The sequence below is a fragment of the Stenotrophomonas pictorum JCM 9942 genome, from assembly GCF_001310775.1.
Lineage (GTDB): Bacteria > Pseudomonadota > Gammaproteobacteria > Xanthomonadales > Xanthomonadaceae > Stenotrophomonas > Stenotrophomonas pictorum.
The window spans coordinates 1-16,515 of record NZ_BAZI01000025.1 but is presented as its reverse complement, the minus strand read 5'-3'; the positions used below and the strand labels follow the sequence as shown (position 1 = coordinate 16,515).

General features: G+C 61.4%; 11 protein-coding genes and 3 pseudogenes. 6 read left to right on the top strand and 8 right to left on the bottom strand.

Annotated features, from left to right (window positions below):
• The 4 genes and pseudogenes from JCM9942_RS03035 to JCM9942_RS03020 form a co-directional block, all read right to left on the bottom strand.
• A pseudogene (locus tag JCM9942_RS03035) lies at nucleotides 1–909 on the bottom strand (endonuclease); the annotation flags it as partial.
• Between the two features lie 12 nt (nucleotides 910–921).
• Nucleotides 922–2,325: an ATP-binding protein gene (locus JCM9942_RS03030; RefSeq protein ID WP_218185450.1), complete on the bottom strand. Its 1,404-nt coding sequence runs from the start codon at nucleotides 2,323–2,325 to the stop codon at nucleotides 922–924.
• Between the two features lie 112 nt (nucleotides 2,326–2,437).
• Nucleotides 2,438–4,441 carry a sigma-70 family RNA polymerase sigma factor gene (locus tag JCM9942_RS03025; RefSeq protein ID WP_054657533.1) on the bottom strand — a complete coding sequence of 668 codons (2,004 nt, stop codon included), beginning with the start codon at nucleotides 4,439–4,441 and terminating at the stop codon, nucleotides 2,438–2,440.
• Between the two features lie 90 nt (nucleotides 4,442–4,531).
• On the bottom strand, nucleotides 4,532–6,172 hold the full coding sequence (locus tag JCM9942_RS03020; RefSeq protein ID WP_083468385.1) for a DNA cytosine methyltransferase: 1,641 nt from the start codon (nucleotides 6,170–6,172) through the stop codon (nucleotides 4,532–4,534).
• On the opposite strand from JCM9942_RS03020, the gene JCM9942_RS03015 reads away from it, so the two are divergent.
• On the top strand, nucleotides 6,078–6,617 hold the full coding sequence (locus tag JCM9942_RS03015; protein ID WP_343123475.1) for a very short patch repair endonuclease: 540 nt from the start codon (nucleotides 6,078–6,080) through the stop codon (nucleotides 6,615–6,617). The genes JCM9942_RS03020 and JCM9942_RS03015 overlap by 95 nt on opposite strands.
• Nucleotides 6,618–6,942: 325 nt before the next feature.
• On the opposite strand, the gene JCM9942_RS20625 is transcribed toward JCM9942_RS03015, so the two are convergent.
• Nucleotides 6,943–7,284 carry a hypothetical protein gene (locus tag JCM9942_RS20625; protein WP_425478300.1) on the bottom strand — a complete coding sequence of 114 codons (342 nt, stop codon included), beginning with the start codon at nucleotides 7,282–7,284 and terminating at the stop codon, nucleotides 6,943–6,945.
• Complete coding sequence (locus JCM9942_RS03010; RefSeq protein WP_425478299.1) at nucleotides 7,233–10,505, bottom strand: methylmalonyl-CoA mutase family protein; 3,273 nt, start codon at nucleotides 10,503–10,505, stop codon at nucleotides 7,233–7,235. The genes JCM9942_RS20625 and JCM9942_RS03010 overlap by 52 nt, the downstream gene beginning before the upstream one ends.
• A 208-nt stretch (nucleotides 10,506–10,713) precedes the next feature.
• On the opposite strand from JCM9942_RS03010, the gene JCM9942_RS03005 reads away from it, so the two are divergent.
• The 5 genes from JCM9942_RS03005 (at nucleotide 10,714) to JCM9942_RS02985 (ending at nucleotide 14,068) form a co-directional block, all read left to right on the top strand.
• Nucleotides 10,714–11,364: a winged helix-turn-helix domain-containing protein gene (locus JCM9942_RS03005; RefSeq protein ID WP_054657526.1), complete on the top strand. Its 651-nt coding sequence runs from the start codon at nucleotides 10,714–10,716 to the stop codon at nucleotides 11,362–11,364.
• A 3-nt stretch (nucleotides 11,365–11,367) separates the two neighbouring features.
• Nucleotides 11,368–11,895, top strand: coding sequence for a GTP-binding protein (locus tag JCM9942_RS03000; protein ID WP_054657524.1), 528 nt, complete (start codon nucleotides 11,368–11,370; stop codon nucleotides 11,893–11,895).
• Nucleotides 11,892–12,359, top strand: coding sequence for a roadblock/LC7 domain-containing protein (locus tag JCM9942_RS02995; RefSeq protein ID WP_054657522.1), 468 nt, complete (start codon nucleotides 11,892–11,894; stop codon nucleotides 12,357–12,359). The genes JCM9942_RS03000 and JCM9942_RS02995 overlap by 4 nt, the downstream gene beginning before the upstream one ends.
• Before the next feature lie 12 nt (nucleotides 12,360–12,371).
• Nucleotides 12,372–12,776 (top strand): hypothetical protein, encoded by a 405-nt coding sequence (locus tag JCM9942_RS02990; protein ID WP_054657520.1) that lies wholly within the window; start codon nucleotides 12,372–12,374, stop codon nucleotides 12,774–12,776.
• 194 nt (nucleotides 12,777–12,970) lie between these two features.
• Nucleotides 12,971–14,068, top strand: a complete 1,098-nt coding sequence (locus tag JCM9942_RS02985; RefSeq protein ID WP_054657518.1) for a Glu/Leu/Phe/Val dehydrogenase dimerization domain-containing protein — start codon at nucleotides 12,971–12,973, stop codon at nucleotides 14,066–14,068.
• A 69-nt stretch (nucleotides 14,069–14,137) separates the two neighbouring features.
• Here JCM9942_RS02985 and JCM9942_RS20620 read toward each other — a convergent pair.
• Together JCM9942_RS20620 and JCM9942_RS20615 are read right to left on the bottom strand one after the other, a co-directional pair.
• Nucleotides 14,138–14,871: pseudogene (locus JCM9942_RS20620) on the bottom strand (autotransporter outer membrane beta-barrel domain-containing protein); the annotation flags it as partial.
• Nucleotides 14,872–15,486: 615 nt separating this feature from the next.
• Nucleotides 15,487–16,515 (bottom strand): annotated as a pseudogene (locus JCM9942_RS20615) (S8 family serine peptidase); the annotation flags it as partial.

Sequence of the window (16,515 nt, the reverse complement as noted above, 5' to 3'; positions counted from 1 at the left end):
CTCATCATCGATAATCAGAAGAGGCAGCTTCGTGACTCGCTTCCTGACCAAAGGAAGCTTCCGGTCGTCCAAGATGGGCATTGATTCCGAATCCTGAATCGATTGATCTGCCACATGGTTCTGGATCCATGTAAGCAATCGAGCTAGTACCGACTTGTTTTTCTTGACAACAAACAGCCACGGCCGTTGCTCTGGCGATATGGAAAGCTGCTTGGCTGCACGACCACCAAAATCACCGGCGTTGGCCCGCGTGGTGGCACAGTTGGGCTTGATGGACATATCGGTATCGATGAGACCAACACCCACTCGTCGCAATATACCACTTTCGTTAGTGGCTTCGTACCCAAGAAAACCTTCTTCCAATCGAATTTGCGTTTGCGAACGTAGATTGTTGTGCAGTCCAGCCAGGACAATGATCACCTTGTATTGAGCGTCCGCGGCCTTGCATACCAAACCGGTGTAGCTTGCTGTCTTGCCTGATTGCACATGACCAACAACAAGGCCGCGTCGGCTCCAACTTCCCGACCGGCTGGGATCCTCAAGCATTCCCAGGATCTTATCCGTCGACTTGTCAAGCTTGTCAGCTATATCCCAAGAGAGATCATTTTCGACGAGCTCGCGATAGCGCTGCCAATAGCGCCAATCCTTTTTCCTAGCAGCATCAAGCCATGGCTCATGCCCCGTATCGTCATTGAGGCTGATGTCCTCACCAATCCAGATGCTGAATCTGCGGATCAATTCGTCAGTCACACTGTCCCGATCAAGACCCACCGACCATTTTGGATTCAGCATCAGGGCAATGTCGATCTTCTCGTGGATCAACGCCGAAGTGATGCCACCCTTGTCCTCCTCCTCTTGAAGAAGCATCTGGACAAATCGAATCGTCTTGCTTTCATTTGAGTCGCTCATGCGTATCCCCGGTTACATTCCATTGATTTCAGCAGGCAGCCCATGGACCAGATCGGCATGCAAATCGAAAGGCTCGGTCTTCAACAGCTTCTTTTTGGCCATCTCCGGTGACATCCCGGATTTGAGCACCAAGGTTCGGTACAGCCCCAAGAGGATCTTCTTGACGGATTCATCCGCCTCCCCTGTAAAACCGCCTTTTGCATGCTCACCTGATTCGGCTGCCTCAAGCCAGATTCGTTGGACAGGAATGGTCTCCTCCAACACCCGGAGCAATACTTCGACCCGCTCCCCCAATCCTCCGCCTTCATCCAATAATGACTTTATTACCGGATGGTTCCGATCGACGCGATACCGGCGACCGGATGCGAGCTCTTTGGACATCCACACCGATGCCAGATCCTCGACTCTTCCCGTTGACGAGTTGGATTGGGCACGATGCAGGAATACCTTCCTGGCTCTGTCCCGGGCATCTTCTGCCAATCGGGTCAATTGTTCCCTGAGTATTACAGGGGGATGCGCAGAGGACTTGCGAACGTCGATTTTCCAGTCGGCGTCGGTACTGTTTGGAATATCCAGTCGGATACGTGCGAGCCGATGTGCTTCATCCTTGGACCAGGACCTTCCGCGCCCCAAACCGAGCCAGCTTCCTGCGACCAGAAGCCTACGCCCCCTGTAGACATAGAAGCCCTGCTGTGAGGACCACCCCTCCGGACCACCTGCATCGAGATATGCCTTTTCGCCAAGACGATCCTTGTGGGGCAACACGAATGTCTGGGCAGTAACCTTCCAGCTTCCGCTACCCATCGGAGCTTCAGGAGATCGCCATGTGGCGGCATTCGCAGACAGGAACGGGTCCCATGGCTTCAGCGGACGATCGTTGATAAACAGCTCGAACCGGCCTCCACTTTGATCGAGGAATCTGTGGAACACCATCGACAGATGTGCTTCCACCCTGTCCACCAGATCATGGAAGTCCTGTTCCTTGTACGCCGGAGAAACTATTCGATCCAGCACTTCCCATAGGACAACCGTTCCACTCTCCTTGGCCCCTGACTGGGCCAACTTGGATTCCGAGCCCTCGTGTGCCCCCTCCAAAAGATGCCAGTTGCCCTGCGGATCATTGGCAAGAACATCAAGATCCCATCGCAGACAACTGGCGCTGCCAGTCTTGGTGCTTCCAACGGTGAGCCGCCTTGCCTGGGAGAACGATGCCGTCTTGAGGCCGAGCCCAAATCTCCCCAAATCGGAAGTCGAACGGTGATGAAGCGGATTCCTGTCTCCTAGCTTCATCGCGCTTTCAAGCTCAGCATCCGTCATACCGCACCCATCATCGGCAATCGTGATCCAGCTATCCAATCCAGACCAATGGAAATGGATAAAGACCCTTCCCGCCCCGGCGGAAATGCTGTTATCCACCAGTCTGCCAGCGCAGTTTCGGTTGTATAGCCAAGGCCACGAAGTGCCTCAACCATCGCCGCCGCCTTGGGAGGTGCATCACGAAATCTCGCCGATCCTGATTGACCCACAGTCATTGGACTTCTGCTCCTACATATCCTCTCAATACCGCAATGATTCTTTGCGGGTGACGCAAGGCACTTAGTGCTTTATTTTCGATCTGACGTATCCGCTCTCTCGTGACGCCATACATCTGCCCGACTTCCTCAAGAGTCATCTCGGAACCATCCAAAAACCCGAATCGGTGCCGAATGACGCCGGCCTGCCTACCTTGAAGTTCATCGATGCCTGACTGGACGATCCGCTCCATCTCTGCTCGTTCCGCGAATGCAAAAGGATCAGCCGCCTCGTCGACAAACGACATCACAGCATCATGGTCTGAAAGTGAATCGCCCCATAGGGAGGCATCATCCACTATCGAGAAGACCTTCCGGATTTCAATTTCCGAGTATCCAGATGCACTCGACAGCTCGGAGATGGGCATTTCGCGCGGGGAATCGAAACCAGCCACCCGCGCCGACTTTGCGACCTTCCACAGTCGTTCCGTCATGTGCACTGGCACCCGAATGAGCCTTCCCTTGTCCGCGATCGAACGGGTTACGGCCTGCTTCAACCACCAGGTTGCATAGGTTGAAAACTTGTACCCGCGATGAAAATCAAATTTTTCGATAGCCCTTAGCAACCCCAGAAAAGCATCTTGGATACGATCCATCTGAGGAAGACTCGACCATCCGTACTTTGCAGAGACCGAAATAGCCAATCGCAGATTGGCCATGAACATCTCACGTTCCAAGCGGACCCCACGCTGAACGATATCGTTCAATTGGCAATTGTCGCTTCCGAGGGCAACTAGCGTGCCGTGTATTACCTTGATGCCAAGCAACGTCAGTTCCAGTTGCTCAAGCGTATCCATAGCCCTCTTGGAACACTCGACATCCCCCTTGTCCGAACATGAAAGGGCGGCTGTTTCCAACAGCGATGTGAACTTCGTTGCAACAAGGGCGTTGTCGCCCTCGCCCCCAACTTCATCCACACCCATACGGCTAATATTGCCAACTAGATAAGGGTTAGCGGCAATCATCCTCTTCAGCTCAAGAAGAGCAGCAACCACCTTGTCGTCACTTGAGATGACCCGGATCGCATCATTTACTGCCAATGAAATCAGCAGTCCGAGCCGCTCCTCGCCATCGCGGTCGAGCAAAACAGAATTCTCCACATCCCGGATCAAGTGAGAGAATGGATCATTCGTCTTGGCGGACAGGTCTCGCAAATACGCCCAATATTCTTCGGAAACATCATCCGGCTCGAATTTCTCGTCGACCAATGGGGCAAAAAGCCACTCGCCCCCCCCCTCATCGTGGAAGACCCCCAAATCACCCATCAACTGTTGCAGGTGTTGAGCGATTTCCTTTTCAGAATTTCCCCCTGCGTCCAGAGAAATCGCTTCGATCTGATTCTGCTCGTAGTAGCCGAGCTCCTCGGCCCGACCAATCAGCGTGGCAAGCAGAGACTGGATATCGTCCCTTTGCAGTTCGATGACTGTGGCCAAGCCACTTGGGTTTGGCAAATCAATTTTGATGTCTTCCCAACTGCCATCTTGGCTCGGGGCCTTGAACTTCAACGATTCTTTTTGCGCTTCGATGACCTGGGATCGGAGCGCTCCATCGTCCATCGGTGCCAAAACAACGGCATCCTCTTCCCATTCACCGAAAAAATCGGAATCCGACTCAGCATCTGGAGTGCAGCCGATGAGCGTCTCTTGCTCTTGCTCTCGCTCCGGTGCAGCGAGCTCTAGGAGCTCAACCACCTTTTGCCTGCCCGCAAGCCTCGCTGCATCAATCGCTGATGACCCGGAATCATCCTTTGCATTCCGGTCCGCGCCATGCTCAAGAAGCAACCGGCACAACTCAAGGTGCCCCTCCTGCGCCGCAAACATCAAGGGAGTGCGCCCGCGTTGGTCCACGGAATTAACGTCCCTACCATCCGCAAGATGGCTGGAAACCCATTCGACATCGCCCCGCTGTATGGCAGCTCGAAACAGGGGGTGCAAGACAGACTTGGGCACTGCTACCCACATCAGCAGCCACCTCCGGATCCGAAAATGGAAATCGAAACTTCCAGCTTCATATGCACAGAAGACCGATCCATGACTCCCCCAAGCCCTGTATCACTTCCTTAGAATCGACCAGACAACTTTGGCGATCTGCCGAGCCACCAAGGGCGGGACCGCATTGCCGACCTGTACGTATTGCTGGGTCCGGTTTCCGAGGAACAAGTAGTCGTCAGGAAAGGATTGCAGACGCGCAGCCTCGCGCACGGTCAGGCTTCTACACTGCCTGTAATCCCAATGAATGAAAGCATGACCATCCTTTGACAGGTGGCTGGTCACCGTATTGGACGGTCTGCCCTGAATCTGCACGCGGAACCGATCAGCAAAAGCGCCCGAATCCCAGTTTTCATGCTCTGGAGCCAGCTTCTTTGGGAACTCGCTGCTCGATGGCGAACAATGCATCGCTTTCGCATAGGCAGCACAGAACATGTAACGCCCGAGATCCGATTGCATGTGACCACGCGTCTCATGATTGAGAACAACAGTCTGCTTCCCTCTCAATCGGTCGGCATACTCGCTTGATGTGTTTCCATACTCGGTTGAACGGCGACCGAGGGTGTGTGCAGGACTGAGCTTCTTCAACCTCTCTGCCACGTCCGGCAGCGAACTACCCAAAGCACGAATCACACGATCTCGCTCGGACAACATGGCTTTGCGCCACTTCTCTTCATCATCTATCTGCCGGCTGAGGCCGCTACGCAGTTTTGGCAGACCAGCCAAGGCATTCTCCACGGATACCCGCTCCTTGACCACATCCAACCCTGGAAGCGTGGCAATCCCTGCGTGCATCAAGTCCTCGCGCACTCCCATGATGATCACCCGATGCCTCGCCTGGGCGGCACCATGATCCTCACAGCGAATAATGAATGCGCTCGGATCCTTTGCGACCAGTTCGCTTGATCGCTCCTGCCCCTCTCCTACGTGGATCGGAAGAAGCACGTATTTTCTGTCGCTTTTCCCTTCCTGTTTTGACCTTTGCAGGGCTGCTGCAGGATTGGACAGGTCGCGCATGATGGCCGAGAACATTTCCTTATTTCCGACCTTTGAGGTTAGTATCCCCTTCACGTTCTCCATGATGAAGATGGCGGGGGAGAAATCAGCCAGGATGCGGAGATACTGTTTGTAAAGAAAATGCTTCTTGTCGCCTTTGGTAAGAAAGCCATCCACATTCATCTGGCGGGAGCGACCAACAAGGGAATAGGCTTGGCAAGGAGGACCGCCGATCAGGATCATTTCATCGTAGTTGTCCCGCACCTTGCTGATGCGATCAAACAGGAGTTGATTGTCCTTCTCTTCTCCCAAAGTCAGGTTGAGCGCCTCCTCTTCAGCCTCCTTCCAAAGATCCTGCCAAGGCCCTACACCGAAATGGATCGCAGGTGGACTTGCATCACCCTTGGCAACTTCAGCCAAATAGTCGTAGTACGCTTGAGGGACGCCCCCCTCTTTCCTGACGAGCAATCGATAGAACGCCCTTAGCCGAAGCGTCGAGTGCGCCGATTTCTCCATTTCTGCGGATACAGCCAGTTCGAATGGATATGTCCCCGCATCCTTGTCGGTGCGGAAACTGCTGAATCCTTCACCCAGCCCACCTGGGCCGGCAAAGATGTCGATTACACCAATTGACTTGCGTGTTGCAGACAAAACGGGATTTCCTGAAATGGTTGATGTAATGGATGCCGGCACGCGCTCTGCGCTCATGTCACGGATCCAGGCCAAGAACACCAAGCCGGAACTGATCGTTCGGCGGCAGCTGTGGCGGTACGGCTATCGCTTCCACCTTCATGGCAGGAAGCTCCCCGGGAAACCAGATATCGTCCTGCCCAAATGGAAAGCAGTCGTCTTCGTGCATGGATGTTTCTGGCATCGGCACGAAGGGTGTCCGCACTTCCGCCTGCCCAAGACGAGAACACAATTCTGGGATGACAAGCTCAGGCGTAACAGGGAAAGAGATACTGCCGCTGTGGTGGCACTTGGAGAAATGCACTGGAGGGTCGCGATCGTCTGGGAGTGTTCGATCAGAGCCAATCATATCGCGGCAGTCGAGCAACTCTCCACCTGGCTTCGAGCCGGAAGCGGAAGCATGCAAATTGAAGTACTTGATGGCGTGATGGTTCAAGAACCAATCCCGACTGCCACCGGCTGAAACATGAAGCCGCTTGGAACCCATCATCCTGCCCCGCACCTTTTTTCGAAAGCGACCTTGGTCGAAGCACGTCTCAATGTCTGCGACTCGCCCCCTAGACCTGCTCATTTTAGTCACAATTCAAGGGATATCTCTTCGGCACAACTTGATTCTGTAACTTCAGATAGCCTTGGTGAAATCGACAGTTGCAGGAAAATGGCGAAACGCGAAAAAAAAGAAGGGCTGGGCTTTACAGCCCAGCCCTTCTTTTTCAACAGGCGTTCAAAGTCAAGAGTCGAACCTATATTTTTCCACGGGCGGCAAATTTCAAGTCTGCGGCCACAACTCACATATTCCGCCGATATTCCCCACCGACGTCATACAGCGCGTGGCTGATCTGACCGAGGCTATGGGTTTTGACCGCTTCGATCAACGCTTCGAAGACATTCTTACGGTCGCGGGCGGTTTTCTGCAGGTAGGCAAGGCCGTGGCCGTCGTGGATTTCACCGGCTGAGTCGCCCTGCCCGACTTCGTGGGCGTGCGAGGTTTCGCCCTTGGGGGCCAGTGCGTTGCGGTTGCGCTGCCAGGTGTGGACGTTTTCGATCTGCTGGCCCTTTTCTTCTTCGGTCGAGCGGATCAGTTCGATTTCGGTGGCCACTTCGCCGGCGTGTTCCTTGGGCAGGAACATGTTGACGCCGACCAGCGGCAGGCTGCGTCGTGCTTCTTGTGTTCGTAGTAGAGCGACTCTTCCTGGATCTTGCCGCGCTGGTACATGGTGTCCATGGCGCCGAGCACGCCGCCGCGCTCGCTGATGGCTTCGAACTCCTTGTAGACGGCTTCCTCGACGATATCGGTGAGCTGATCGACGATGAAGCTGCCCTGCCAGGGGTTCTCGCAGAAGTTCAGCCCCAGCTCCTTGTTGATGATCATCTGGATAGCCACCGCGCGGCGCACGCTCTCTTCGGTGGGCGTGGTGATGGCCTCGTCGTAGGCGTTGGTGTGCAGGCTGTTGCAGTTGTCGAACAGCGCATACAGCGCCTGCAAGGTGGTGCGGATGTCGTTGAACTGGATTTCCTGCGCGTGCAGGGAACGGCCCGAGGTCTGGATGTGGTACTTCATCATCTGGCTGCGTTCGTTGGCGCCGTAGCGCTCACGCATGGCGCGTGCCCAAATACGGCGGGCGACGCGGCCGATGACGGTGTATTCCGGGTCCATGCCGTTGGAGAAGAAGAACGACAGGTTGGGCGCGAAGTCGTCGATGTGCATGCCACGGGCGAGGTAGTACTCGACGATGGTGAAACCGTTGGACAGGGTGAAAGCCAGCTGGCTGATCGGGTTCGCGCCGGCTTCGGCGATGTGATAGCCGGAGATGGACACCGAGTAGAAGTTGCGCACCTTGTTATCGACAAAGTACTGCTGGATGTCGCCCATCATGCGCAGCGCGAACTCGGTGGAGAAGATGCAGGTGTTCTGCGCCTGGTCTTCCTTGAGGATGTCGGCCTGCACGGTGCCGCGCACGGTGGACAGGGTTTGCGCCTTGATGCGGGCGTAGGTGTCGGCATCGACCAGCTGGTCGCCGGTGACGCCCAGCAGCGCCAGGCCCAGGCCGTTGTTGGTGGGCGGCAGTTCGCCGTGGTACTGCGGACGGGTGCGGCCTTCGAAGATTTTCGCGATCTTCGTCTCGGCTTCGGCCCAGCGCGCGGGATCTTCCTTCAGGTATTTCTCGACCTGCTGGTCGATGGCGGTGTTCATGAACATCGCCAGGATCATCGGCGCCGGGCCGTTGATGGTCATCGACACCGAGGTGGTGGGCGCGCACAGGTCGAAGCCGGAGTACAGCTTCTTCATGTCATCCAGGGTGGGGACGTTGACGCCGGAGTTGCCGATCTTGCCGTAGATGTCCGGGCGCGGCGCCGGGTCTTCGCCGTACAGGGTGACGGAATCGAAGGCGGTGGACAGGCGCGCGGCGGGCTGGCCGACACTCAGGTAATGGAAGCGGCGGTTGGTGCGCTCGGGCGTGCCTTCACCGGCAAACATGCGGATGGGATCTTCGCCGGCACGGCGGTACGGGTAGACGCCGCCGGTGTACGGGTAGGAGCCGGGCAGGTTTTCCTTCTGCAGGAACACCAGCAGCTCGCCCCAGCTGCGGTAGGTGGGCGCGGCGATCTTGGGGATGCGCTGGTGGGACAGCGATTCGCGGTAGTTCTCCACACGGATGGCCTTGCCGCGCACCTGGTATTCGGTGACGTCATCGGTGATGGATTTCAGCCGTGCCGGCCATTCGCGCAGCAGCCGCAGCGCTTCGGAATCCAGTGACTGCACCGCATCGTTGTAGCGCTGGCGCAGGGTGCGCAGGCTGGTATCGGCGTTGGCGTCGGTAAGCGCGTCGGCCGGGAACAGATCCAGCGCGGCCGGCAGTGCGGCATCGCCCAGTTCCTTGAGCGCCTGCCAGCAGCTCTGCGCGCGCTCGGCGATTTCGGCCTGCGAGTCGATGCGGGCGTTGATGCTTCGGCCCTGCTCGGCGATCTCGGCCAGGTAGCGCACGCGGCTGCCGGGAATCAGCACGGTGGCGCGTGGTTCCTTGAGCGTGGTGTCGATGCGGGGAATAAAACCGGGGTCAGAGTCCGGTTTTTCAGAAACAGGACTCTGACCCCGGTTTTTCTTCTCGTTCAACAGCCGGCACAGGTTGGCGAACATCCAGCTGATGCCAGGATCGTTGAACTGGCTGGCGATGGTCGGATAGACCGGCACGTCCTCGTCTTTCATGGTGAAAGCGACGCGGTTGCGCTTCCACTGCTTGCGCACATCACGCAGCGCGTCTTCGGCGCCGCGCTTGTCGTACTTGTTGAGCACCACCAGCTCGGCGTAATCGAGCATGTCGATCTTTTCCAGCTGGCTGGGCGCGCCGAAATCGCTGGTCATCACATACATCGGGAAATCGACCAGATCGACGATTTCCGAATCGCTCTGGCCGATGCCGGCGGTTTCGACGATGACCAGATCAAAATGCTGCGACTTCAGAAAGCCGATGCAGTCGCGCAGCACGGTGTTGATGGCCGCGTGCTGGCGGCGGGTGGCCATCGAGCGCATGTACACGCGCGGTGAGCGCAGCGAGTTCATGCGGATGCGGTCGCCCAGCAGCGCGCCACCGGTGCGGCGGCGGGTGGGATCGACCGAGATCACCGCGATGCGCATGGCCGGGAAGTTGGCCAGGAAGCGGTTGAGCAGTTCATCGGTGACCGAGGACTTGCCGGCGCCGCCGGTGCCGGTGATGCCGATGACCGGCGTCTTGCCGGAGGCGAGCTGCCACTGCTTGCGCAGGTGCGCCAGCTCGGCCTCGCTGTAGTTGCCGTCTTCCAGCTGCGAGAGCACGCGGCCGATGCCGATCTCGTCGCCCTGGGCCGGGGCCTCGTCCACCGCATCGCGGGCGTGGGCATCGCGTGCGCTGCCGGCACGGGCGACCACGTCCTCGATCATCTCCACCAGCCCCATCTTCATGCCGTCGTTGGGATGGTAGATGCGCTCCACACCATAGGCCTGCAGCTCGCGGATCTCTTCCGGGGTGATGGTGCCGCCACCGCCGCCGAACACCTTGATGTGGCCGGCGCCGCGCTCCTTGAGCATGTCCACCATGTACTTGAAGTACTCCACGTGGCCGCCCTGGTAGGACGACAGCGCGATGGCGTCGGCATCTTCCTGCAGTGCGGCCCGTACCACGTCCTCGACACTGCGGTTGTGGCCCAGGTGGATGACCTCCGCGCCCTGCGCCTGGATCAGCCGGCGCATGATGTTGATGGCCGCATCGTGGCCATCGAACAGGCTGGCGGCGGTGACAAAGCGCAGGGGGGTGCGGCCCGGATCGAGCATGGGGGGCTGGACCTGCGGAACGTGGGGGGCGGGAGTACTCATGGGCCGTACGACATCCTGTTTCTGTTGAAACCGATGATAGAACCGGGGGCGTGAGAGGTCAGGTTGCAGCGCAGCGTGACCTTTGCGGTTTTTGCAGGCGCCGGCCGCGCTTGCGCCTGCCCCCGGGGTTCCCCCGATTTGCGGCCCTGGGAGTGCGTGATAACTATCTGCCCCGAAGAACATCTGCCTTCGGGGGAGCAGGCATCGCATGTCACGTTCTACGGCAACACTGCAACTGGCTTCACTGGACGACTACCACCAGCAACTGGTGCGCATGCTGTTGCAGATTCTGGAGCCCCGCCTGCACCACCGTTGGCAGACCCTGGCCGGCGGCGACGCCGACGCCTATCTGGTCGATACCGGGTGCAGCGCCGGGCAGCAGCAGTTGGGGCAGCTGCTGGCCGGGCAACGCGGTGGTTGCGTGATCACCCTGGGCGAGGACACCACCACGGGCGTGTTCTGGCAGCTGCCCAAGCCGCTGCGACTGAATGGGTTGCTGACCGCGCTCAATGCGTTCTCCAGCCAGGCCCCGGTGACGCCCGCCGTCGTGGCGCCCGCCGTCGCGGCCGGCAGCTGCCGGTACCGGCTGATCGAATGGCCGGCGCTGGAGCGCGGCATGGACCACCCCGATGAACTGCGTCTGCTGTCGGTGCTGTCACGCCGTGCGCTGTCGTGCGCGGAGATCGCGAACATGCTGGACCTGTCGGCCAGCCGCGTGACCGCGATCGTGCAGCGGCTGGACGCGGACGGGCTGCTGTCGCGCGAGGCGGCAACACCGGTGATCACAGCGGTTCCTGCGACACCGCCGCCGCGTGACCGCGGCCTGATCTCGCTGCTGCGCCGCCGCTTCGGTCTGTAAGCCATGCACCCTCACAAATTCCTGTTCGTCGGCGCGCCCGGCGCCGGCAAGACCACGGCCATCGCCGCGGTCAGCGACATCGCCCCGCTGTGCACCGATGTGCCCTCCTCCGAGGAGGACCGGCAGACCACGGTAGCGCTGGATTTCGGCGAGACCCGGCTGGGCGAGGACCTGCGCTTGGGCCTGTACGGCGTGCCGGGGCAGCAGCGGTTCGAGTTCCTGTGGCCGGTGCTGGCGCCGGGCACGCTGGGCGTGCTGTTGCTGCTGGACGCGCGCGATGCGCCCGACGGCGAGCGCGTCCAGTGGCTGCTGCAGCGCTGCGGCGAACATCTTTCCCATGCCGAACTGGTGGTGGGCATCACCCATGGCGATCTGCCCGGTGCCCATCCGCCCGCACGTTTCATCCCCCCGCTGGCCGCCTGCGGGATCGACGCCCCGGTGCTGGCCGTGGATACCCGCGTGCCCACGCAGGTGCAGTCGCTGCTGCGCGTGCTGGTGGCCCGCATCGAATCCCAGGCCCTGCTGTCATGACACTGCTTCCTCCTGTCTCCTCGCGTCCTGCGTTCTCCGCCCCCGCCCTGCCCACCGCCGCCTGCCAGCAGCTGTTGCAGGAATTCCTGGACGGCCCCTGCGACGTGCGTGCGGCCCTGGTGGCCACGGCCGATGGCCGCCTGATCGCCGTGGCCAGCCGCATCGAGTTCGAGCCCTCGCGCATTGCCGCCATCGGCGGTTCGATGCTGGCGCTGTCTGAAGCCTGCGCCCGCGAACTGGGCCACGGCACCTGCCGCAACAGCCTGATCGACTGCGAGCTGGGGATGACCGTGATCCTGCGCGTGGGCGCACCGCAGGGCGGCTGGGCGCTGACCACCATCGGTACGCGCGGCAGCAGCCTGGGCCTGCTGTTCAACCATTCCAAACAGCTGGCCGAACAGCTGGCGGTCGTCGCCGCGCAATCGCACTCCCTCACCCCACGCGTTTCCCTCCCTCTTGCCTAAGGAAGTCACCCGATGAGCCTCTCCCAGACCTGCCAGACCATCCTCGAAAAAGTGGACGACGGTTTGGCCTGTGCCCTGATCGACCTGGAGTCCGGCCTGCTGCTGGGTATCCACAACCGCGCCACCCACCTCACCGAGGCCTATCTGGACGCGGTGGCCGCCGCCTCGGTGGAGATGTTCCGCGGCCGCAACGTGCGGGTGGTGGAAGACATGATTTCCCAGCATCGCGGCGACGAATCGATGCGGATGATCCAGGAGATCCAGATGTCCACCGAACGCACCTATCACTTCATGAGCGTGCTGCCGGAAAAGAAGCACATGCTGGCGATGCTGATCACCGGGCGGCGTACCAATCTGGGTATGGGCTGGGCCACGCTGCGCGCCGGCCTGCCGGAGCTGTCGCGTTACTGCCCCTGAGGTGACAGGCCGCCCCGGCCACCGCGGCCGGGGCGGCCTCCCGGAAGGCCCGTAGACATCGCTTCGGAGGGAATGCTTTAGAATGGCGCCCGCGACCAAGTCACTCACCCCGACGACGTCGCATTTTTGTTTTATGGACCGCCATTTGGCTGCACGATCACGGACGTTGCCGCAGTAGCGCAATCGGAGCTTCCATGCTTTTCGAAACCCTCGAGACCTCTGGCCACGAACAGGTCGTGTTCTGCCACAACCGCGACGCCGGCCTGAAGGCCATCATCGCGATCCACAACACCACGCTCGGCCCGGCACTGGGTGGCGTGCGCATGCGCCCCTATGCCAGCTCCGACGATGCGCTGCGTGATGTGCTGCGACTCAGCCGCACCATGACCTACAAGAACGCGCTGGCCGGCTTGAATGTGGGCGGCGGCAAGGCGGTGATCATCGGCGACCCGAAGGTCGACAAGAGCGAGGTGCTGTTGCGCGCGTTCGGCCGCCAGGTCGAGGCGCTGGGCGGGCGTTACATCACCGCCGAAGACGTGGGCACCGACGTCAACGACATGGAGAACATCTACCTGGAAACCGGTTTCGTGACCGGTGTGCACCAGGCCCATGGCGGTTCCGGCGATCCGGCGCCGTTCACCGCCTACGGCGCGCTGCAGGCGCTGATGGCCTCGCTCAACCGCAAGTTCGGCCATGAGGAAGTGGGCAAGGTCAGCATCGCGGTGCAGGGCCTGGGCCATATCGGCATGGAGCTGGTGAAGCTGCTGCGCGAGCGCGGCGCCAAGCTCTACGTGACCGACCTGGACCCGGTGCTGGTGCAGCGCGCGGTGACCGAATACGGCTGCGAGGCGGTCAAGCCCGATGCGATCTACGACGTGGCCGCCGACGTGTTCGCGCCGTGCGCGATGGAAGGTGGCATCGGCCTGGAGACGCTGGATCGGCTCAAGGCCAAGGTGATCTGCGGCACCGCCAACAACCAGCTGGCCAGCCATGCGGTGGGCGATGAACTGTTCAAGCGTGGCGTGCTGTGGGCGCCGGACTACGCGGTCAATGCCGGCGGCGTGATGAATGTGGCGCTGGAGATCGACGGTTACAACCGCGAGCGGGCGATGCGGCAGATCCGCAGCATCTATCACAACCTGGGCAAGATCTTCGACCAGTCCGAGCGCGAGGGCATCTCGCCACAGCGCGCGGCCGACCGCATCGCCGAAGCCCGGATCGAGGCTATTGGCAAGCTGAAGATGCCGATGGGCCGGGCGACGCCACGCATGAACCGCCTGCGCGGCGAGTAGAGCGTGGGCTGATACGGAAAAAGGCGGGCGAGCGATCGCCCGCCTTTTTTGTTGCCCGTTACAGCAACCTCAGAACGCCTGCTGCAGGCGCAGCGACAGCTGCCGGTTGTCGCCGCGCGGGCCGAAGCGCTGGTCATAGCCCCACGACAGCCGGGCGTTGCGCGTCAGCCAGGTGTCAACCGACACCCCGAACAGGCCGCCCGAGCGCGCCGGCTGCAGGCCGTCCAGCGGCGCCCAGGCATCGACCCCGGTAAAGCCGGTGCGCAGGCTCAGGCCCTCGCTCGACACCGCCTGCTGCCATTCGACGTAGCCATTGAGTGCCAAGCCACGCCACTGGTGCTGGCCGCGCAGCCCGGCCAGGGCCTGCGTGCGCTGGCTGCTCCAGTCATTGGCGCGCAGGCCGAACCCGTAGCCGCCCTGCTCGTGGAAGCATCGCTGTCGATGCGGGTGTATTCGGCCCCCAGATAGGGGGTCAGCGTGGCCGCGCCGTGGCCGAAGCGATAGCCGGCCTCGACGCTGCCGGACAGGAAGCGGCCGCCATAGCGGGCCTGCACGCCGGCGCGTTCGCCACCGAGCAGTAGGCCGCGGTCCAGTTCGCGCTGGTACTGGCCGAAGCCGGCCTGGCCCAGCACATAGGCGCTGTCGTGGTGCCAGCCGGCATAGAGCTGGCTCTGGGTCTGGCGGTCACGGCTGCGGTCCTGCGCGATGCCGGCGGTGGTGTTGGCGCGGGTTTCACCGAAGGCGAAGCCCAGCACCGCGTTGCCGCCCAGTGACGCCTCGCGCCCCAGCATCCAGCCACCGACGCTGTAGTCGCTGCCCAGATAACCGCCCTGCCCGCCATTGCCGAGCGAGCGCATCCACGCCCCGCCGGTTGCCGCAGCGCCGGCCTGCTCGTCGAACTGCGCCGACAGCGCGCGACGGTTCATGTCGATGCTGTCGAAGGTCATCGCCGTGGCGGTGGCATGGGCTTCGCCGGAGATGCTGCGCAGCGTGGCCGCGGCGGCCTGCTCGCTGGGACTGTGCTGGATCGCGCCGGCGCCACGGATGACCCCGTCGGCGATCGGCCCGGTCCCGCGGCCCTGCTGGGCATCGATCTGCTGGAAGGCCGATTCCACGCGCAAGGCCGCACCCAGCGCCTGCGGGGTGATGCTGCGCATCGACAAGGCCGCGGCGGTGACATCCAGCCGGCTGATATCCAGCCATGCCTGGTTCGCGCTGTAGCCCGGCACAGCGGTCAGCAGCACGCCCGGTGCCGAGGTCAGTGCATCGAAGGTGCCGCTCAGTCCGCCATCGGCGGTCAGCACGTACTCGCGCGCCTGATGCACATAACCACTACGCACCCCGAGCACGTGCAGGCCGCCACCCTGCAGCGTGGCCTGGCCCTTGACCAGCAGCTGGCCATAGCCGACGGTCAGGTCCAGCCGGCCGCCGGCCTGCTGGGTGTAATCGCCTTCGATGCGGATACCGCCCTGCGCCGCACCGGCGCTGTCGATTTCCACGATGCCGGCGTTGCTCAGGTTCTTCCCCAGCCATGCGGTGCCGGCCAGGCGACCGCCGTTCTCGACGATGACGTCGGAGGCGCGCAGATCGCCGGCCACCGCCAGCGTGCCCTGCTGGACGCGGGTGGTGCCGGTGTAATCCAGAGGCAGACCCGCGTGCCCCAGCACCAGGCTGCCGCTGCCGCGTTTGATCAGGCCACCGCTGCCGGTGATGGGGTTGCTCCAGGTCGAGCTGCCGGCCAGGTTGACGGTGACATCGCCCCAGTCGAACTTGCCCGGGCCATTGACCGCCTTGCCCACGTTCAACAGCCCATAGCCGAACACCGCGTCGGGCCCGGCCTCACCCAGGTCGGTGGCGGTGCCCAGCAGGGTCTGTCGCACCAGATCGTTGTTGAAATACGGGAAGGCCTGCCACACCAGCGCCGCCGCCCCGGACACCAGCGGCGCCGCATACGAGGTGCCGCTGCCGTAGAAGTACTGCAGGTTGCCGGCGGTGCTTTGGTGGCCGATGAACAGCGCGGTGCCCGGCGCCACCAGACAGTAGCTCTTCGCCACGCCGCAGGCGTTGGAGTAGTAAGCCAGCTTGTCCGGATTGGCCGTATCCACCGCCGCCACCGCCAGCCAGCCGCGCTCCAGGTCGGCCGCCGGCAGCGTGCCATTGGTGCCGGCCTTGCTCGGCAGCGCCGCCATGTCGGAAGGATTGGACCGCGATTCGTTGCCGGTGGCGAACACCACCAGACCGTCGTTGCTGGTGATGAAGGGCCGGTACTCGGCGGCGATCGGCGCGGTGGCGGAAGTGCGGGTCCAGTACAGCCCGCCCCAGGAGTTGTTCATGATGCGCGCGCCGGCGCGGATCAGGTCGTCGTGGATCGGCGCCAGCCCCAGTGCGCCGGTGACCTCGTTGCCCTGGCCGGAGCCGTCATCGACCGGCGCCTTGTCGGCGATGAT